The sequence below is a fragment of the Epibacterium sp. MM17-32 genome (assembly GCF_022348205.1).
Taxonomy (GTDB): domain Bacteria; phylum Pseudomonadota; class Alphaproteobacteria; order Rhodobacterales; family Rhodobacteraceae; genus Epibacterium.
The window spans coordinates 1-18,948 of record NZ_JAKRFC010000025.1; the positions used below are offsets into that span (position 1 = coordinate 1).

General features: G+C 58.9%; 16 protein-coding genes. 2 read left to right on the plus strand and 14 right to left on the minus strand.

What is annotated here, in order from left to right; translation table 11 throughout:
- Window positions 1–349: 349 nt before the first annotated feature.
- Entirely contained in the window at window positions 350–559 is a 210-nt protein-coding gene (locus MHM88_RS22235) for a hypothetical protein (protein ID WP_239369105.1), read from the minus strand.
- Window positions 560–833: 274 nt separating this feature from the next.
- Complete coding sequence (locus MHM88_RS22240) at window positions 834–1,454, minus strand: class I SAM-dependent methyltransferase (protein ID WP_239369106.1); 621 nt, start codon at window positions 1,452–1,454, stop codon at window positions 834–836.
- Between the two features lie 606 nt (window positions 1,455–2,060).
- On the opposite strand from MHM88_RS22240, the gene MHM88_RS22245 reads away from it, so the two are divergent.
- Both MHM88_RS22245 and MHM88_RS22250 read left to right on the plus strand, forming a co-directional pair.
- Complete coding sequence (locus tag MHM88_RS22245; protein WP_239369107.1) at window positions 2,061–2,639, plus strand: SLATT domain-containing protein; 579 nt, start codon at window positions 2,061–2,063, stop codon at window positions 2,637–2,639.
- Window positions 2,629–3,984: an RNA-directed DNA polymerase gene (locus MHM88_RS22250; RefSeq protein ID WP_239369108.1), complete on the plus strand. Its 1,356-nt coding sequence runs from the start codon at window positions 2,629–2,631 to the stop codon at window positions 3,982–3,984. The genes MHM88_RS22245 and MHM88_RS22250 overlap by 11 nt, the downstream gene beginning before the upstream one ends.
- A 2,400-nt stretch (window positions 3,985–6,384) precedes the next feature.
- Here MHM88_RS22250 and MHM88_RS22255 read toward each other — a convergent pair.
- The 12 genes from MHM88_RS22255 to MHM88_RS22310 form a co-directional block, all read right to left on the minus strand.
- A complete protein-coding gene (locus MHM88_RS22255; RefSeq protein ID WP_239369109.1) occupies window positions 6,385–8,133 on the minus strand; it encodes a type I secretion protein in 1,749 nt (582 codons plus the stop codon).
- Window positions 8,134–8,743: 610 nt separating this feature from the next.
- Window positions 8,744–9,085: a hypothetical protein gene (locus MHM88_RS22260; protein ID WP_239369111.1), complete on the minus strand. Its 342-nt coding sequence runs from the start codon at window positions 9,083–9,085 to the stop codon at window positions 8,744–8,746.
- Between the two features lie 44 nt (window positions 9,086–9,129).
- Window positions 9,130–9,897 (minus strand): peptidoglycan-binding protein, encoded by a 768-nt coding sequence (locus MHM88_RS22265; protein ID WP_239369113.1) that lies wholly within the window; start codon window positions 9,895–9,897, stop codon window positions 9,130–9,132.
- Between the two features lie 76 nt (window positions 9,898–9,973).
- Complete coding sequence (locus MHM88_RS22270; protein WP_239369115.1) at window positions 9,974–10,300, minus strand: hypothetical protein; 327 nt, start codon at window positions 10,298–10,300, stop codon at window positions 9,974–9,976.
- Between the two features lie 12 nt (window positions 10,301–10,312).
- Window positions 10,313–10,720 carry a DUF4376 domain-containing protein gene (locus MHM88_RS22275; protein ID WP_239369117.1) on the minus strand — a complete coding sequence of 136 codons (408 nt, stop codon included), beginning with the start codon at window positions 10,718–10,720 and terminating at the stop codon, window positions 10,313–10,315.
- A complete protein-coding gene (locus tag MHM88_RS22280) occupies window positions 10,717–11,040 on the minus strand; it encodes a hypothetical protein (protein WP_239369119.1) in 324 nt (107 codons plus the stop codon). Before MHM88_RS22280 ends, MHM88_RS22275 begins: the two co-directional genes overlap by 4 nt.
- A 12-nt stretch (window positions 11,041–11,052) precedes the next feature.
- Entirely contained in the window at window positions 11,053–12,054 is a 1,002-nt protein-coding gene (locus MHM88_RS22285) for a hypothetical protein (protein WP_239369121.1), read from the minus strand.
- Window positions 12,055–12,067: 13 nt separating this feature from the next.
- Window positions 12,068–12,973: a hypothetical protein gene (locus MHM88_RS22290; protein ID WP_239369123.1), complete on the minus strand. Its 906-nt coding sequence runs from the start codon at window positions 12,971–12,973 to the stop codon at window positions 12,068–12,070.
- Window positions 12,973–17,787, minus strand: a complete 4,815-nt coding sequence (locus MHM88_RS22295; protein ID WP_239369125.1) for a hypothetical protein — start codon at window positions 17,785–17,787, stop codon at window positions 12,973–12,975. Before MHM88_RS22295 ends, MHM88_RS22290 begins: the two co-directional genes overlap by 1 nt.
- Window positions 17,788–18,036: a hypothetical protein gene (locus MHM88_RS22300; RefSeq protein WP_239369127.1), complete on the minus strand. Its 249-nt coding sequence runs from the start codon at window positions 18,034–18,036 to the stop codon at window positions 17,788–17,790.
- A gap of 68 nt (window positions 18,037–18,104) precedes the next feature.
- Entirely contained in the window at window positions 18,105–18,485 is a 381-nt protein-coding gene (locus MHM88_RS22305; RefSeq protein ID WP_239369129.1) for a GTA-gp10 family protein, read from the minus strand.
- Between the two features lie 3 nt (window positions 18,486–18,488).
- A complete protein-coding gene (locus MHM88_RS22310; protein ID WP_239369131.1) occupies window positions 18,489–18,932 on the minus strand; it encodes a hypothetical protein in 444 nt (147 codons plus the stop codon).
- Window positions 18,933–18,948 lie beyond the last annotated feature (16 nt).

An 18,948-nucleotide genomic window follows, 5' to 3' on the forward strand; every position in this document is an offset into this window, starting at 1 on the left:
ATGGTGGGTGATAAGAGATTTGAACTCCTGACATCTTCGATGTGAACAAAGAACCTTGAGGCCAAGGTACTGATTTTTGGCCCAAGGCACTCTTTTCATTAGACTTTGAAACGCGGTCTTTCAAAACGTTTCCGGTTCAACCAGGTTCAGCGAACCAAGAGACACTTCGTAGGACCTCGCGCACACTATGCAGCCGAAAACGAAAAAGCCCCGCACGAATGCGGGGCTTATCAAGCGTTGTGAGAGTGTCCATTTCCCAACATGCTTCGAGAGAGACGGGCATCTGCTCTCAGCGCTAGTCTGGCACAGACTGCCTGATAGACCGAGTTAAAAGCACATCAAGCTTCAACTATCGTGTCTGCGGTGCCAAGGGCGGAAGGTCCCGCAGAGCTGTCGCCATATCGAGGTATCCGATGTAGCGATATTCAGCATGCATCAGTTCATACCATGCCGCCCATTGCTCTCTACGTTCTTCGGGAAAGACATCGGACCAAGTTCCCTTGCGAACGCTGACCTGCCCATTCTCCAGCCTCTCAACCTTGATTTTCTCTGCGCCCATTACCTCTCCTTTTCCTTTGCTGGACATGTGGATCAGGTGAGATACTCAATGATCAATCCCACCGACGCGATACATGCGCTCGCCACAATGATAAAAATTGCCACGACAAGGAAGACGTACAAGAAGCCCCGAATGGACTGAGACAGCCAAGAAAAGTATCTTCCGGATAGACACTTTAACCTACTGACAACCAAATAAAACTTCCTCCTTAGCTGGAGCTGATCGAGATTCGAGACCTCACCAATTTTTTCCTGTCAATTCAGAAACGCCGACTTCAAACGATGTTCGACTTCTTCCGAGCCAGCCAGATCGTCGACCCACCGCATGTAGGATCCTCTTTGACATGCCCAACCACAACAAAGCCGTTCGCTTGCAATAGGCTGTGATACTCGGAGCTGTCCAAGCTCCCATGGTAGAGTGGTTGGCCTTCAAAGGTCCCGATTGCTTCACCATGCGTAGTGCCGCTGGTGAACATTAAAGCTGCACCCGGATGACAGAGGCGGCTGAAGGTCTCGAACATTGGTCGCTGCTCTTCAGGCCTGAGGTGAAAGAAACTGTGCCATGCTATTAAGCCATGAAATTTGCCCAGCGGTGGGAGATCGCGCATATCTGCCATGATCCATTTGTGTTCGGGAAAACTTTCCCGCGCGATCTTGATGAGTGACTTAGCTCCATCAACGCCGGTGACCCTACATCCCTTAGTGATGAGATATTTTGCTATCGGTTGACCTGAACCACAACCAAGGTCCAGAATTTTTTGCCCACCTGCCAGCGTGATATAAAGAAACCTATCCAGCCAAGGTTGTTCGAATAGCGTCTGCCCACGCTGTTCTATCCAAGCTCGGGCATTTTCATGGTAGAGGTCGACGATAGCGTCGGCGGCGCTGGTGGGCATTGAGATATCCTTCTCATGCGAGCATCAATTTATCAGCCATGTATGAGAAAGCATAGCCGACTTTGATGCCCACCGCAGAATCTGGGTCGATGGGCTCACTGCTGACTTGCGGCGGCGCGGCACCGGGTTAATGAGATACCGCACCTCGTGCCCGACGCCAGACGACATCAGTCAGCCCAAACTCGTCATTAGTGGCAGGTGCCGTGAAGCCTCTGCTGCAACAGCAAAGGATGTTCCTGAAAGCGGACCTACAAGCCTGCTAACCTAACCTCCGCGTCGCCCCGCATCAGCGTCAGCGAAATGCGCAGGAAGCGCTAGTTGTTCAGTTTGGGTTGAAGTGTGTTCAAAGTCAGCCTGACGGGCCATTTTGATGCATATACAACTTCTAACCTTAGGTGGAATTTTGCAGCTCAGACGTTTCTGTTGAAGTTGTGCGAATATTAGATACCTTAGTCACGTGTGCGAGCGGAGCGCACGGCGCTAGTTCCCATTGCAGGGACTAAACTTAAAGCACGGGTCAACGGCCCAGTTTCGGCTACCTCTAAGGCTTTTTAGGGGACTAAACGGTGAAAGAATTACGCTCGCACACACACTAGGAGAACTAATTTGAGCGATAAGAAAAGAGACCCCTTCGGAAACATCTGGATAACAAGCCGAATCCGCATGGACGCTCACGCGAAGTTCACGCGCCTCGACAGGCTTTCACACATAACACTGACGTTCTACTCTGTCGCATTGCTTGGGTTTTCCGTTTTCCAGTCTCACTTAACCAACACCCCCCTTGGGCCATATGTTTCTGAAATTTCGATAGTACTTTCTGCAAGTATTCTTTGCGCCTCCCTGGTGGTTTGGGGGTTGGGATTTGGAGCCCTAGCCCGTGACCACCGAGATTGCTATCTAGCACTGCAAAGGCTCTACGATGCAGAAATGAATGAACAGGACAAGAAGTCCGCTTACCAGGATGTTTTAACTAAACACCCAAACCATAGTGACCTCGACTATGAGCGCTTCATATTTCGAAAGCTATGGATCGAGCATGCATTATTGGAAACCCCCCGAGGCCCAGTAACGATGGGTTGCCTGAGAGCTGCAAAGTACTTAGTTAAAGAAATTATTGCGTGGACTTTCGGTCTTACATTGGTGTCTTCGCCTGCGATCATAATAGCTGCATTTTATGCCATCTAATGAAACCAGCCTGCTATTTGAGGCCTTCTTCTGCGAAGAAAACCTAATACGTATCTTCGAGGAGCGCATTAGGGAGGCAAAGTTCATTGGTTTGGATGGGGTGAATGCTTCGTCGCTCGAATCCAACATTGACGATGTTGTTGAGACGGCGGTAGCGAAAATACATGCAGGAAGTTACCGGTTTACGAGGTATCGTGAAAAACTAATTATCAAGAACCATTTAAAGCCCCCAAGGCAGATCGCGATCCCGACTCTCCGAGACGCCTTAGTGTTGCGCGCCTTGTGCGATTACCTGACCCAATTCTTTGATGATTGCCGCATGAAACCACCGCATGACGTCATCAAACGTTTAGCCACGGCGGTGAGTAGTGCGGCGTCCGGCGACTGCTTGCTGCGGATGGATGTCATCAACTTTTACCCGAGCATAGTTCATGATCTACTGCTGGAGCAGCTCAGAAAGCGTGTGACAGATAATTTGGCATTACAGCTTGTTCGTGACGCGATTGCGACACCAACCGGATTTGACGAGCCGGAAGCGCGCACGGTGGGCGTGCCACAGGGATTGAGTATCTCTAATTTATTGTCAATGGCTTACCTGCAAGACTTCGATTTTTTTTGCAATCTAAACTATGAGTATTTCCGGTATGTAGACGACATTGTGGTCTTGGCAAATAAGGGGAAGGTTGCTGGCATTCATGCGTGCATCGAAGGCTACCTCTCAGATCGGCTACAACTAAAAACCCATCCGCTAAACGAAGGTGGTGGGAAAACACTGATTTCCACGGTGGCGACGGGGACAGACTATTTGGGATACAGAGTTAGAAACACCGGCCTTAGTATCCGTGATACTTCCTACAGGAAGATGTTTCGCGCGATAGTGGGCTGCTTGCGCACGTTGAGGGGCACGGCTACACTTGAGCAAGTTCTTTGGAAGCTCAATTTGATTATCACTGGCTGTCGTTTTGAGAACCGCTCTGTGGGTTGGGTCTTCTTCTTTCGACAGTCAACGGACATGGCGCAGTTTCATCGCATGGACGCTTTCGTGGCAAAGCAAATGGGCATCCACGGCCTTGCGCATCAAACGAAACGCGCCAAAAGCTTCGTGAAAGCTTACCGAGAAATCAGGTACAACCGAAAAGCGACGAGCTATATTCCAGATTTCGATAACTTCACTCTGGCAAACAAAATTGGTGTCATTTCGCTGATTCGTGGGACATCTGAGGAGCGGCTAGGACGAATGGAGCGTGAAGAACTGGATGAGATTTATTGGTCGATCGTTCGGGGGCAAGTGGTCAAGATGGAGCGAGAGACCGTGGATTTCGGTGCAAACTCGGGTGGATACTAGGGGCCGTATCCTAATGCAGCGAATGTCGGCTCTTACCCGCGCGCCTGCGGCACGGATCGCTGGCCATGTCGCCAGATCGGCCGACTTTGCAAAGGTCACTATCTGCGCATAGCTACCCTTCGTGCAGCATGCAGCATCACCCAGGTGTACAAGACGCGAATGTCGTGGCTGCGCCGCTAGCCATCACACGCGCAACCGCGTCCCTTCCTACAAGTGTAGCTACGACTAATGCAGCTATCGCCGCAAGCTTTGCCTTTCCTACAAACCTTGCAGCATGCAGCCAGCGAGAGGTCGGTTGGCCCTGGCAGCTCGAACAGACGTTCTAAAACTGGCTGATACGCTGAACCTGAAGCTTCTGAGCTTTGCTGAAGCACTGACGCAGAATGGCTTAGAGAAGGAACGCCGAGGGCGACCAAGAGCGCGAAATTGCGAAGTAATTTCATCACAAAAACCTATATCTTACTATGACGTTCTAGCACCCTTTGATGCAAAACGATCTAAACAACTCAGTAGCAGATACAAAAACCAAATACTATTGAAGAGAAAAGTCGAGTTTGACTTCGGTGGATTGCTCTTTTTTTGTTGGCGAGGATCTGGCCTGCTGCCGGGACTGAACACCTAAGCGAACAGCAGGCCAAGAGCCCGAAATTTTGTTCCGGGCTCCCCAAGAGTATCAGAGCCCCGTTTTGCAGAGCTAAAAAAAGAAACTTCGAAGCCTAGAATTTCCGACATCCGGTTGAAGCGATCTCACCAGGTTCGACAGGGTGCCCAGGTTGCGGATTGAGAATAACTGGCTGGATACCTGTAATATGTCGCATGCAGGCGTCGACAGACGACTCAGCCATCCTTCTACCACCGACGTAGATGTCGATCCAATCATGGCCTTGGTGCCCCGAGTGGCAAGGACCGTCCTGTGGTCGATTCCCGTCGCCGCAAAGATCTTCCACAATGGCGTACTTTCGCAATCTCTTAATATAGAAGCGAGTTCCTGCTGGATAGTCCATGATACTACGCCCTCCCTCTTTTACGTGCCCAACAGCGAGAGTGATTGGGTCAGAATAAGTTCCGGTTCCTCCAGCTGAACGGTGTATCACCGGACGAGCGATCTGGGCCGAACCGCGTGGCGTGTTGTCCCAGTAGCTGTAACCCGTCAGATATGCGTTCATGGGTGTCTCTGCAGACAACGTTGATATGTCACGATACCCGAGAGTTGTGCTTGCTCGGTTGACAACATCCAGACTGTGAGAGCGAGAGTTACCGCAAGCAGTCAGCAGCGCCAAGCTCAAGACCGGCACGAATTTAAGTTTCCGCGATATGTTCATTGGTTACCCCTAACCGGAAGGAATGGAACTTGTGCCGTTAGCTTGATGAAGACTGCAGGCCCCCTTATCGGTAGACATTCCTGGTTTCTGAGGAGCTAAGTTTCCAAAATAGATACAATGCAATTTATTTAAATTATTGAAATCCACCCGATCAGCAACAAAGGTGACCGATAAAATATCGAGATCGTGAAAATTACAAAAATTCAAAAATTAGCACAAATAGAGGGTGTGCGCGCATATATGGTGCGACAGCAAATGCCGAAGCCTAAATATAGGCCCACCCCTTCGACGTCATCGGTTCGTTTTATGCTGAACTAAGTGATGGCATCCATATCACACGCGATGCGTGTTTCTGCGCGTCAATGGTTATCACTTTGTTTACCACTTTCTCAAATCCTAGGACGTGCGCTTACACACCTGGGGACATTGATATGTGTGCAAAAATTGCTACTGAAACCGCAAAAAAACTCTTTGAGAAAGTTCATTGGTGGGGGCCGAGAACGCCTAGCCTCTTAAAGAGTAGGCACCCTCCTCACGGAATGACAGATCGGCGAACGCTTTTCACACGAAAGCCCGAAACTTCAGATGAGCCAGAACTCGACACTGCTGCAAAATCGGCGATTCTGAACTATGAACAAGTACTAGCTTACACTTTTCTGTATGCATCAGAGCAGCTTACAGACTTTGACAAGCGATATAACCTCTCGAATGCCAAGACCAGAGCGGACCGGCAGTCAGTACTTCATGCTCTGCTTGAAGCTTCCCTTCACATGGGTTCCACGCAAGATCAGCAAGCCTAGCTTCGTAAAGGTTCCGTTGAAATGTTTAAGTTCTACTCTCCGTGTGGAGTGATTGGCCTTTCTCGCTACGAGGATGGTCGGGATCTTCCTGAGCGCTTTAAAGCTGGCAATCGTGAAACCATACCTCTCGGAGCCTGGTCTGGTGAAGAGTGGTTAGCTACAATGCTCACACAGCTAGTCGAAGAAGAGAATCTAGACCTAGATAGACTGATGTCGCACCTGGCCACCATGGGTGTACACGATATGGGTTAGCGCTAGGCAAGCAGCTAGTAAGTTGCCTAAAGTACGAGGGCCAACAACGGAAGCAGCCCCAGAGCAATTGCTGCGAACCCCAAGCCACCATCGTCATCATCAAACTCTTCATCTGGTTCAGGTGATGGTTCATCCACAGGAGGTCCATCACCTGGAGATAGCATAAGGGATTCGATGAGTGCTTCGGCGTCATAGACTCCCTCAATCTCTCCGACTTCATCTTCCGCTATCTCTACTGCTTCCCAGTACACCTCCATCTCTTCGGCCCAAGTAGGCTGGGAGATAACCACCCGCATGACTTCCAAGCTATCGAGATCGGCGTGCAGAATACCATTATTGAATATTTCGTTCTCGATTTCTTCGGAGGACGCTTCTTCAACGGTAGCGTTTGCATTCCTACTACCAGGAGCATCCCCCTGCTCAACCCCAAGGTAGGTTACTGATATGTTCTCTCCACCACTTAAAATCCCCGAAAGATCGAAGTCGTTTGACGTAACCTCGTCAGACTTCGATGTTAGGAACAGTACCAGCTCGTCCGGGTTTCCGAATGCATGCACATCGATTGTGGAGGCAGAGTACTCGGTTTCTGAGTTCTCCGACCCCACCAAATCTATGGAGCGGTTTCCGGGCAAGCTCTCTTCCATTAACCGAAACATCTCACCGCCGACGGTGAGCTCGTCGTGCTCAAAACCAGAGCTTAGTGCGTTTCGGGTGTTTTGAAGTAGCGGCCAAGCGTGAGCGGTGTCGACGCCATGTTCAGGAAACTGCTCCAGAATTTCCAACATTTCATGCGCTTGTCGCAAGCCATAGTCGGTGTCGGGATCAAGAGAAGAAGTGGATTTCAAATTCCACTCAGTTACATATGAGTCGAGGTCTTCGTTCCTCGCGAGCCAAGTATTTTCGACAAGTCCAGTCGAGAAGTCACGCATCTCAGGATTGAGTTCACCCCTTGTATAGACATGAGATGCAACTCCGTCGATCTGCTCGATTTCCTGATCGTCGAACTCATTCATGATGAGCGCATTGTTAACTTTTGACCAGTTGATCTCTCCACTTGAAAAAGTGAAACCTTCGCTAAAGTCTTGACTGTATTCTTGGGACAACGCGCTCAAAATCTCTTCTGAGGTATCTAAGTCGTCGTAGGAGCTGTCCAACCTAGCAAAATCGAAGTTTGTACCTGCTTGTACGACAATATCGATGTCTCCGGTGTCGAAGCCCATATTCTGAGAATCTGATAACGCTTGATCAATGACCGAGGACATTTCACTCGACAGCCGACCGTACTCGACCGACGACATTTGCCCCGCACCCCAGTACTCGTTACCGATCTCAAACGCTGCTATTTCACCGTTGCCGTGTACGCCACGCACGACGTCGCTAATAAAACTATAGAGTTCTTCATGATCAAATTCTGGTTGGCGATCCCCGTTTTCGTCCACCGTTTCAGATAGGTAGGTTCTTGTCGGGATGACAACAGTCGTCGATATTCCCAGTTCGCCTGCGGTGTTTAGCCAATCACTGAGCGGGACCAGGTTCACCGGTTCACCGGTCTCCAGATTGATACCAGAGGAGCTGTTGGGGTTTGAGATATCGAAGTACTCTTCGGTAACCGACCCACCAGGGAAACGTACCGTTTCAACTCCCAAATCTTGAACCAATTGCGGATAGGACTGTTCACCCTCTAGCGTGTCCCTATGGAACAGAAAGTTTCCACCGAAGTGATCTTGTGTAAAACTTGATCGAAACTCTGGGTTTGCGTGAATGGCAGTCGGCATCACAGTTCTCCAAGTGTGGGCATTGCCGAACTTGCGCCGAAATTGCCAACAAAATGGAAACGATAAAAGTCTAGTAAAATACAACTACCTCAAACTGATTAACCAGTCTCTCCGATCCTTTTTTTGTGTTCGTTTGACGAGATTCGCATTCTTGAACTACAGTTGGGTCGACAACCGTCGCCCCGGCAACCGACATATTGGATTTTCGAGATCAGAGAATCACTTCGTATAAACTCAATGGAGAGTGCGCCGAAGGATGGCACGGAGATACTCATCTATGTGCGCAACACCTTTCGGAGGGCCAAATTTATTCGTTTGGGCTCCTCCAGCACGGATACCATTGGGATGCAGAATAAATCTCAATGCGATGAGGGCTGCTGGGTTCTAGTCGACGACACAGGAAAAGAAATTGCGGACTGCAGTGTATCCAAGCAGGAGCCTAGCGGATGGCTGCCATGGATAGACTGACCCCCTTCATGTATTTTGATTGCGAGGCAAGAAAGACTAGCACTCTGCTGGCCTCTGTCACCCGTTGCCGCGCGACGCCTGACGGCAATAAAGTAGATCCCTTTTGGGCGGACTGGCGACGATTGCCGCCAGCCCTTATTCGTCAGTGAACAAGGCCGCCCACCACACTGGCGAGCTTGCTGCGGGCGAGGTTCTGCAACACTTGATCGTTCGGCCCCAGGCGCAGGATTGCGTCGGGGACAGAGGCCTTGGCATGATCCACGGCCTCGCGGATCAGGACCTCCGCCGCCTCATTGGGGCCGCGCTCCAGACCGGCGCGGATACCGCTCATCAGGGCGCTGTGCAGCGCGTCGCGGTGGCGGGCCTCAATGTCGAGACCCCAGCGCCGTTTGGCGGTATGGGCCGCGCTGCCGATCAGCGCCGTCAACAGCACGCTCAGCCCACTCAGGGCCACCGGCAGCAATTCCTGCAAGATGTCATTCATCAGTCTATCCTTTCGATTTCAGGGGGAAGAATGCCGACCACCGCTCAGCTGCGGAAGAAGGCGAGGACGCGCCGCAGCCAGTTCGGGCGCGGCGCGGGTTTCGGGGATGCGGACACAGGCGGCAGGGTGAGCAGTGCCTGATGCAGCGCGGCGCGGGTCTTGGGGCCGATTACCCCGTCCACGGTCAGGCCTGCGGAACGCTGGAAGGCGCGCGCATCCGTAGGCGCGTGACCAAGAAAGACAAGCTGTGCCCGGTCGGTCCAGGCCTGCCGCTCTGCCAGATGGTTGAAGCCGCCGTTGACCTTGCGGGTGATCCCGCGCACGTCGCCAAGATCGGCCAGCGTGTTCAGCCCCCGCACGGTCCAGTACCAAAGCGCAACCAGACCCTCCCAGGGATCGGTCAGCACCGCATCCGGATCTGCCTCGAAGTCCGGCGCGGTATGGTCGAGGCCGCGCGCCCAGGCGGTGAACGCCCGATAATTCCAGCGCCCGGTGATCTGGATCGGCCCGCGCCCGCGCAACAGGTAACCATCGCCATCACGTTCCGGCGTATTTCCGAGATCGGTGCGGATGTCGTAGCGCTGCTGCGCCGGTGTCGGCCCCCACAGCTCCCGGTCATAGCGAAACGCCCCGCTTTCCAGCAGCACCTGCCCCAGAAGACAGGACAGGCGGTGCCGCCGGTTCAGGCCGAGATCGCCGCCATAGGTGTTCAGCGACAACAGGAACGAGCGGGCGTTTGCCTCCTGCGCGCTGGCTTTCGGGATCTTGCCGGTGATCTTTTCCAGGGTGTCAAAGGTGAGAATGTCGGTCATGCCGCCTCCAAATGAGAACGCCCCGCGCAAGGTGACCTTGGCGAGGCGGGGTGGTTTCAGAATGTCGGGTGGTTGATCAGCGGATCGGAGCGCGTTCCATGCGTTCGAGCCGGTTGTCGATCTTGTTGAGGGTGGAGAGGATGAGCGACAGGCGCTCATCCTGGCGGGCGAGCGCAGTTTCATTGGTGCGCACGCGGGCGGTCAGGGTCACCTGGCGGGCCTCGGAGGCGGTCAGATCCGCGCGCAGGGCGTTGATGGTCCTGGAGAGACCGGCGGTTTCCCCGCGCAGGGTGGCCACCTGGATGCCGACCCAGAGCCCTGCCCCGACCAGCCCGCAGGCCACGGTCCAGGCAAGGGATTTGTTCATGGTGATCCCGCGATCGCTGTTTTCAATCATGGCCATTCTTCTGTGCCCTTATCCTGCGCATGCGGCGTCAAAGGCCGCCTGAACATCCAAGCCCGCCGGATCGGCGCTGGCTGCGATCTGCACGGCCACACGGGCCTCGGCGGCAAAGCAGGCCTGAACGTGCTGGACCACCGCCGCCGCTGCGGCATCGATCTGCGATTGTGTCAGCTCGACAAAGCCCGCCGGTGTTTTCCAGGCGACCGGCGCGGCGATCATGCCCTGGTCAAGCGCGCTGACCGCACCGGAGAGCGCGAGGCGGGTGGTTTCATCGCCGGGCATATGCAGGCCGCCAGGCAGGGTCACGCCCGCAAGTGTGCGCTTCCAGCGCAGGTCTGCCAGATTGGCCAGCGCCTGTACCCGTGCCGCCTCGGTGCGGTCCTGGGCGGTGATGACCTGGGAGAAGTCGATGGTGCTCATGGCGCTGGGTCCTCTGTGTCGGTGGTCTGATAGGCGGGGAGCGGCACCGGCCCGTCGCCGGTCAGGCTCAGGGGCTGCGGAAAGCGGGTGGCCTCGGGTGCCTCCGGCCCGTGGGGCAGGATCAGGGTCAGGCGGATCTCGCCGCCCGCGCGGGTCACATCGGAGGCCAGCCAGTCGCAGGCCACAGCCGCGCGGGGCAGCACGTCGCCCTCCTGGAGCGGGGTGAAGTCGAAGGTCTCGCCATTGATTGTCAGGCTGTCGCCCTGGCGGCTGACGCTCAGCGCCTGATCCTGGCGCATGGGGTGGAATGAGAGGTGCATGCGGTGTCTCCTTTAGAACCAGCGGCCAATGACCATGGCCCGCACGGCCCGGTCGGTCGCCGGGGTGGGCGCAAAAACACTGATGTCGATACTGTTGGAATTGAGCACTCGCAGGGTGCCCCAATGGGTCCGGCTGTTGCCCTGAGACAGAACGGCCCCGGACATGGAGATCGCACCGCCAAACCCGGCAGGCGGGGTCCAGGAGATTGGCGCAGCGGTGCGGTAGAGCGCTCCGGTCGTTTCCGTCACATCCAGATTGGTGAAGTCGGGCGAGATGCAAATCTGGGTGCCATCGGCGAAGCGGACGTATTCACCATTGGCGTTGCTGCCGCGCTCGATCACCGCGCCGGTGGGCGTGCCGCCGCTTTCGGATACGGTGCCGAGCAAGCTTGCCTGTGAGTAGACCTTGGACCAGGGCGACCAGGCAGAGCCACCCGATGACCGGATCCGCTCGAAGGTCACGGGCGTGGCCGGGGTCCCTGTCGATTGGTAGCCAAAGGTTGCCCTCTGCAAAACCGTCTCACCCGAGTAAATGCGCTGCGTCGTCATCCACGCAAATGTGCCGTTGTTTCCAGGCGGCCAGGTGCCGGGGTTGGATACGGAGACAAGCCCGGCATCCCCCGGTGCGGCATCGTCGATATTATACTCAGCGGTTGCGCCTCGGTACTGGCCGCCCCGGCTGAGCGCAGCGGCAAGCGCGCCATCCATCCGCACCAGTTTGCCATCCCCCTCGAGATCACCACCATCGGCCTGCACTGCGCCACCGCCAACGCTGTCGGCCTCCAGCGTGGTGAACTTCGCCGCTGCCGGGTCGGTGAGGCCGATGGTGGTGCCGTTCAGCGCGGCGCCAATCACGGTGGAGTTGGTTTCCAAAAACTCGATAAAGGCCAGAAGCTCATTGCGATGGGTGGTCGCGAAGTGCTGGAACAGCGCGTACATCTTGGCGTCAAAATCCGCCTCTGGCGTGCTGCGCTGAGGGATTGGCGGGAAGGGTGAGAAGCCTGGAATGCTCATCTGTGGCACTCTCCTATTTTAAGGTTTTCAAAATCAGGGGGAAGACGGACTCGCCGGCCACATCGATGGGCTGGCTGTGGTCATCGACAAAGCCCAGGCCCTCGATCCCAAAGGACGGGGCATCGCCGGAGACGTAAAACGCCGTCGCCAGACCATCGACCTCGGCCACGATGTCCATCACCCGCTGCGCCTGATGCGTCGGCACCAGAAGCGACAGGTCGACCTTGCGGGTGGAGCCGCGCTTGACCAGGATCTCATTGCCAAAGTCGTCATAGCCCTTGCGGCTGTGGCTGACGAACTGGACCGTGGGCCGGTTGCGCACCCGCCCCAGCAGATTGTTGCGCCCCATGACGATATGGCCCACCTCGGCCATGGCGCCGGTGGCATCGATGGTGATGTCGATGCGGTGGCCGATATAGCCGGGAAAGCCATTCAGCACCTTCTGGCGGGCGTAGACCACGCCGCCGAAGAACCAGGTATAGGCGCTGACCACATGGCCGGTGTCGGCCATGGCAAAACTCTGGTCATAGATGCGCGCCGCCCCGTCCCAGACCTCGATCCGCACCGTGCCCGCGGTCAGACCAAAGAGCGCAATCGCATCGCAATCCTGCGTCGGCACCACCGAATAGGTGATGCGATCCGCCTGTTTTGCAGTGTTGGAACGGCGCTGGTCGAAGGCCCGCCAGCGGTTGGTGGCGCTGATCTCTAGCCAATGGCTGCCGTCATCCCCCAGCGGATCATGGCCCTGGTTGTTGTCCACCAGGCTTTCATAGATCCGGTGCGACAGGGTGGAGATCACCCGCACGCCCTGGTCATAGGTGGCGGCGCTGTCCCAATCCGGATGATCATCCTCCGGAATGTTCGAGGCGATCAGCTCCACCTCACTCACGGGCATCGGTGCAATGATATTGAAGTCCATCAGCTCCGCTCCCCCGGCAGGCCGATCTCGTCCCAATCGTCGATCTGGTTGGCGATCCGGTCCACGATCAGCTGCAACGCCTGCCCCTGCGCCACCACATGGCGGGTCAGATCCTCGATCCCCCGCGCCAGCGGGCGGTTGTCGAGCATCGCCACCGATTCCGCGTGGCTGTGAATGCGCGCGGGGCCGGTGTGCTCGATCTCCCAGCCGCGCTCGCCAACGATGCGCGCGCCGCCCTTATGCGCGCCACCCCGGGCAAAGGCGGGAATGCCGCCAAGATCGCGGATCTGCGCCCGCAGGGTCTCGATCTGATCCTCGTTGACGGTGTAGCGCTGGTTGTAGGCGCGGATCTGCGCCTCCAGCCCATCAGCACCCCGGAAGGCGGCGCGGAAGCCCGCCAGATCCGCCCCGCCCCCATAGGTGACATAATCCGCGTCATAGATGATCCGCCCGGAGACCTCTGAGAGCCGCAGCTCCGCATCGCGTCCGCCGGAACGTGTCAGGCTCACGCCGGTCCGGCGCTCCAGCGCCTCGATCTGGCTGACGATCCCCGCCGCCTCGCTGCGATCCGCAAGGCTACTGGCCACGGTCTGTCCCTGCGCCTGCAACGCCGCGATCTGGGTCTGCGCCGCGCGCGCCAACCGATCCGCCTCCACCGCATCGCGCAACTCGCCCAGCATGCCGCGCAGCCGGTCCAGCGGGTCCTGCAGCCGTTCGGTCTGTGTCGCCAGATCGGCAAAGACATCATCGGCCTCCAGCACCACGCCGCCGCCAAAGGTCAGCCGACCGCTGCCGCCGCCATCGCCGATCAGCCCGGCAATCTCGCTCAGCCGCGCCACCGTGTCGGCCCCCGCCCCGGTCAGGGCCACAGTCACCCGGCGCGACAGATTGGCCGAGCGGGTCAGCACCAGCGACCGGGTCTCCGGGTCGAGATCCCGGGTCAGATCCAGCATCACCCGGCGGCGCAGATCCGCCGCCGTGGTCAGCGCCAGCCTGCGGCTCTGCGCATCCAGATCCGCGCCCAGCACCAGGTCCAGCGTTGCCACATGCTGCGAGAGCGCATGGGTGGCAATCCAGCGATCCGCCGGTGTCAGGTCATCGCGGCGAATGATAAAATCGAGCGTGGTGCGAATGCCGGTGTCGGCCTGTTCCACCAGCGCGCGCAGCCAGCCCGGGGCGCTGTCATCCAGCGTCACCGCCACATCCAGCGCACCGACCAGATCGTCATAGCTGAAGGCCTCGGCACTCTCGATAGCGCTTTCCAGCGCCGACAGCGACGCCTCGAAGGAGGCCACCGTGCCATCCCAATCCTCTGCCAGCGCCTGCACGCCCTCGCTCAGATTGGCGACCTCATCCGCCGTCAGCCCCTCAAACTGCAGGAAGGTGCCAAGCGCGGTCAGAACCTCGATCTGCTGCTCATAGAGCCCCGCCAGCACCTCATCATTGCCCGCTTCCAGATCTGCGATCCCCGCCGCATAGGTGAGACGCGCCTGCACCTCGGCGGCAATCCGGCGGTAATCCAGATCCGATGCCGCCATGTCGCGGGCGCTGCGCAGGTAGCTGCGGGCGAGATCCGGCAGCGCCGCCGCCGCCGATGCATCGCCCGCCTGCACCCCGGCAAAGGCCGCATCCAGGCGCGCCTTCTGCGCCGTGGTGGTCTGGGCATCGCTGGCCGCGCTCAATTCGGTGGTCAGCAGGTCGGAGACAAAGCCGCGCAGATCCTCGGAGCTGCGCCGCCAGTCCGCCGCCGCCTCTCGTGCGGCGCTGACCATATCCTGGGCCGCATCGATCTGGACGCCGATCTCGCCGCCGATTTCCTGCGCCAGCCCGGCCAGCTCCGCCGTGAAGGCGCCCACCTGCGGTAGCACCTCATCCATCGCCCCGGCCAGCCGCAGCAGTTCCGCATAGAGGGTCTGCCCGCCCTCGGTGCTGAGATCGAGGCTTTCGACCAACTCGCGGAAGGCGGCGCGCGAGGCGGGCATGGCAAGCCCCAGTTCCTCAAATTCCTCTTCCAGCCGCCGCAGGACGGTCTCGCTGCGCTCCGCCTCGGTGTAGAAGCCGTCAAAATAGCGCGAGATCGCCACCGAGAAGGCCTCCGAGCCGCCAAAGGCCGCCAGCAGGTCAGAGGCCAGATCACCGCCCGCCAGCGACACGTCAAAGGCGGTGCCGCCCAAAAGATCCATGGCGTCATTCACCGCCACCAGGCTGCCCGAAAGCCGCGCCAGCGTGTCCGAGGCGCTTTCCCCGGCGCGGGTGAAGTCATCGGTGCCGAGGATCAGATCCGCCATCTGGTTGGAGGCCGCCGCCATGTGATCGGCGATGTCCTGCTGGATCTGCTCCTGCGTGCGCCCCGAGGTCATCACCGACAGCGTATAGCCCTCGAACTCCGCCAGCGCGTCAGAGCCCAGCCCCAGCGCTTCCGACATCGACAGAAGGCCTGAGGTCAACCCGGCAACCTGCTGATCCAGTGCCGCATCCAGCCCCGCATCCACCGCGCCATAGACGTTCTTGTCGCTGCGCAACCACCCGCCCTTGTAAAAATCCCGGGTGTAGCCGTCAAAACCATCGGCCCCGATGGTGCCCTCCAGCGCCGAATATTCGAACTTGCGGCTGAAGGCCTTGGACAGGAGGGCGACGCCGCCCGCCAGAAGCCCCACAACAGGCAGGGCCGCGCCAATGGTCGAGACAAGCGCGCTGGCCCCTGTTGCGGCCGAGGCAAGGGCCGCATTGGCCCCAACGCTGAACAGCCCCGCGCTGGTATAGCCCCCGAGCCCCAAAGCCGCCTGGAAGCCACCGCCCAGCCCGGCAACAAGGCTGGTGCCGCCCAGAAGGCCGCTTGCCCCCTGCCCCAGAATACCGGACAGCAGCCCACCGCCACCGCCGCCACCCGAGAGCAGCCCGCCCGCCGCATGGGCTGCGGTGCCAGCACCCCCGAGCGACAGCCCCAGGGCAATGCGGATCTGGTTCTTGGCAAAGCTTGCCGCCAGCTCCGCCAACCCGCGTTTGGCCGCCTGTTTGATCCCGTCCCACATCGAGCGGAAGTCCTGCAGGCCATCGGCAATCCAATCGCCAAAGGAGCGCGCCACACCGTCCACTGCCGAGGACAGCGGCCCGTCCAGTTCCGCGCCAAGATCCCCCGCCGCCTCGGTGGTCTTGGACAGATCGCCCGCAACGCCGCCGCCGCTGCCGTCGTCCAGCGTGTCGCCGAGCTGATCCAGCCTGGTCTTCAGCGCGTCGGTGCTGTCGTCCCCCGCATCCAGTTCGGCATTGGCCGAACCCATTTGCAAGGTGAGGGTCTTCAAGGCTTCTGTGGCCTTGCCCCACCCCTGTTTGGCGAGTTTCTCGGCCTTCTGTTTTGCCGCCTCGGCCGCCGCCTGATGCTCCTCCACCTTGAGGTTCAGGCTGTGCACCGCACTTGCGGCCTCGACCGCATAGCCGTGAAGAGACCGGGCCAGACCGTCCTGCCCCGCCGCCCGTGCGCCCTGTGTCATTGTATGCAGGAACCCGGCCCAGGTGTCCTGCACCCCGGAGATCATCGTCACAAACCCGGCTTTGACAGAGGCCCAGACCGCCTGAAGCGACGGCCCGATAGCCGCGGCACTGGTCCTGATCCCCTCCCAGATCCCTTTGGCCAGATCCCCCAGCGCCTGCAGCGCCGCGCCCCAGCCGCCGGTGGCCACCACCAACTGGTGGAACTTCATCGCCAGATAGCCAGCCCCCACCACCAGCGCGCCGATGCCGGTGGCAATCACCGCCCCGCGCAGAAGCACCAGCCCCCGCTGCAGGCCTTTCATGGCGAGACTGGTCACCGCCGCCTTGGTCGAGGTGGCCCCCAGCGCCATTTCCAGCGCAATCGCCGATTTGGCCGCCGCCGCAAAGCGCAAGGGTGCCAGCGCCACCGTCGAGACCACGCCCCCCAGCGCCACCACCAGCGGCGCCGAGACCTTCAGAACCAGCCCCAGCGCCAGCGCCGCCGGGCCGACGGTGCCCGCGATCAACGCGCCGGTGGCAATGAAGCGCTTGGTGCCATCGGAGAGATCGTTGAACCAGCCCGCCACATCTGCCACCCGGTCACTCAGCCCCTGCAGCGCCGGGGCCAGCGCCACCGTCACCTGGTTGGCGAGGCCCCGACCGGCAAGGCTCATCCGCGACAGCGCGTCATTGGTCAGCTCGATCTGATCCGCATCGACCTCCGACACCGCCACGCCAAAGCGGTTCACATCCTGCGCCGCCGTGCGCAGCGCCGCCCCGTCGATCCGGGTGAAAATCAGACCCGCCCGGCTGCCAAAGAGATCCGAGGCCACCGCCGCGCGCTCCGCCTCCGGCACATACTCCGCCAACGCGCCCTGGATCTGCTCCAGCCGCTGATCGAGCGGCAGCGCCTGCAAGGCGCCCGCGCTCAGATGCAGCCGGTCCAGTGCCTTGGCCGCAGCACCCGTGCCGCCCGCCGCCTGGCTCAGTCGTTTGGTCAACTGGATCGTGGCCTGCTGCACCTCCCCCATGGACACGCCGGACAGATCCGCCGCCCGCTCCAGCACCTGCATCGAGGCCACGGTGGTCTCCAGCGATTGCGCCATCTTGGCCTGCGCATCCACCACCCGCAGGCTGGAGCGCACCGCAATGCTGGCTGCCGTTGCCATCGGAACGGTGAGGCCGAGCGCCATCCGCCGCCCGGCCCGCTCCATCCCCCCCGCCATCCGTTCCATCCGGCGCTCCACCGTGCCCATGGTGGCCTTGGCGCGTTTGGCCCCGGTCTCAAAGGCCGCGGAATCCATTGAAAGCACGCCGCGCAGCGCGCCAATAACTGCGGACATCTAGGCCCCCTGTTTGCTGTTGAAGTGCATGGCCATCAGGCTTGCGCGCAGCTGTTCGAGATCCTGCGTCGCATCGGCCTTGCTGCGGCCCGCCTGGCCCGCAGTCCGGGTAAAATCGGGCATCTTTTTGGGGTTGTGGAAGGCATGGCTGACCAGGACGCCCAGCTCCTGGTTCAGCACGCGCCGCGCCTGGACCCGCGCCTCGCGCGCCCGGATTTTGGACCGGGTAATCAGGTCATATTCGCGCAAGGTAAGATCGTGGAAATCGGCGTGATGCGCGCCCAGCTCACACCACGCCGCAAACAGCGCCGCCCAGTCTACGCCCCCGCCGGGGGGCTGGCCTTTCCCGCTGTCGCCTCCCCGTCATCCTTGGCCCCGTCCCCCTTGGCCGCCTTGGCCTCTGGTGCCGGGAAGGCCTTGGCAATGGCCTCGGCAACAAAGGGCACCACCTGGCGCGCGCCGCCCGCCGCATCGATGACGTCCATCGCCTCTTCCTTGGGAATGCCCTTGCCATCCCCCAGACCCGCCGCCAACGCCGAGACCAGAAGCCGGATTCCGCCACTGCCCTGGATCAGCTTGTCCAGGAGCCCGTCAAAGGGCTGGCCATCGTTGTCCTCTTCAAACCGCATCAGCGCGCCGGTGGTCAGGCGCAGTTTGTGGGTGGTCTCCCCCACGTTCAGAGTTGCTGCCGGGATCATGGGTTACGCTCCTTTGGTCCAGGTGATGAGGCCCGTGGGCCGCAGTTTGAGATCCATCATCAGATCGCCGTCCTGATCGACGGAGGGCATCGAGGGATTGACGAAAGCCTTGTATTTGAAGACGTCGCCGCTGGTGGCCTGGTCGCCGATCTTCGGCAGCTTCACCCGGAAGAACACCGGCACCCCCGAGGTCTTGAAGGCCAGCGCCTGCTCATAAAGCTCTGTCGAGTAAAAGCAGGACAGCGTCAGCTCGCTGACCTCGGTGAGGCCGACGCCGTATTCGCGGGTGCGCCCGGGGCTGTCGAGCGAGGTCCGGTCGCGGTATTCTGGGCTTTCCTCCGGAATGCCCACGGTCTTGCAGCCCTTGATGACTGCATAATTCTCATCGGTGTCATCGGCGGACCATTCGATGTCCACCAGATCGCCTGCAATGACATTCTCTGCCATGGCCTGTCCTTTCATC

Excerpts from the sequence above, each read along its gene's own strand:
- MHM88_RS22235 (WP_239369105.1), bottom strand. The coding sequence starts at position 559 with ATGGGCGCAGAGAAAATCAAGGTTGAGAGGCTGGAGAATGGGCAGGTC.
- MHM88_RS22240 (WP_239369106.1), bottom strand. The coding sequence starts at position 1,454 with ATGCCCACCAGCGCCGCCGACGCTATCGTCGACCTCTACCATGAAAAT.
- MHM88_RS22250 (WP_239369108.1), top strand. The coding sequence starts at position 2,629 with ATGCCATCTAATGAAACCAGCCTGCTATTTGAGGCCTTCTTCTGCGAA.
- MHM88_RS22255 (WP_239369109.1), bottom strand. The coding sequence starts at position 8,133 with ATGCCGACTGCCATTCACGCAAACCCAGAGTTTCGATCAAGTTTTACA.
- MHM88_RS22260 (WP_239369111.1), bottom strand. The coding sequence starts at position 9,085 with ATGAATGACATCTTGCAGGAATTGCTGCCGGTGGCCCTGAGTGGGCTG.
- MHM88_RS22265 (WP_239369113.1), bottom strand. The coding sequence starts at position 9,897 with ATGACCGACATTCTCACCTTTGACACCCTGGAAAAGATCACCGGCAAG.
- MHM88_RS22270 (WP_239369115.1), bottom strand. The coding sequence starts at position 10,300 with ATGGCCATGATTGAAAACAGCGATCGCGGGATCACCATGAACAAATCC.
- MHM88_RS22275 (WP_239369117.1), bottom strand. The coding sequence starts at position 10,720 with ATGAGCACCATCGACTTCTCCCAGGTCATCACCGCCCAGGACCGCACC.
- MHM88_RS22280 (WP_239369119.1), bottom strand. The coding sequence starts at position 11,040 with ATGCACCTCTCATTCCACCCCATGCGCCAGGATCAGGCGCTGAGCGTC.
- MHM88_RS22285 (WP_239369121.1), bottom strand. The coding sequence starts at position 12,054 with ATGAGCATTCCAGGCTTCTCACCCTTCCCGCCAATCCCTCAGCGCAGC.
- MHM88_RS22290 (WP_239369123.1), bottom strand. The coding sequence starts at position 12,973 with ATGGACTTCAATATCATTGCACCGATGCCCGTGAGTGAGGTGGAGCTG.
- MHM88_RS22295 (WP_239369125.1), bottom strand. The coding sequence starts at position 17,787 with ATGTCCGCAGTTATTGGCGCGCTGCGCGGCGTGCTTTCAATGGATTCC.
- MHM88_RS22305 (WP_239369129.1), bottom strand. The coding sequence starts at position 18,485 with ATGATCCCGGCAGCAACTCTGAACGTGGGGGAGACCACCCACAAACTG.
- MHM88_RS22310 (WP_239369131.1), bottom strand. The coding sequence starts at position 18,932 with ATGGCAGAGAATGTCATTGCAGGCGATCTGGTGGACATCGAATGGTCC.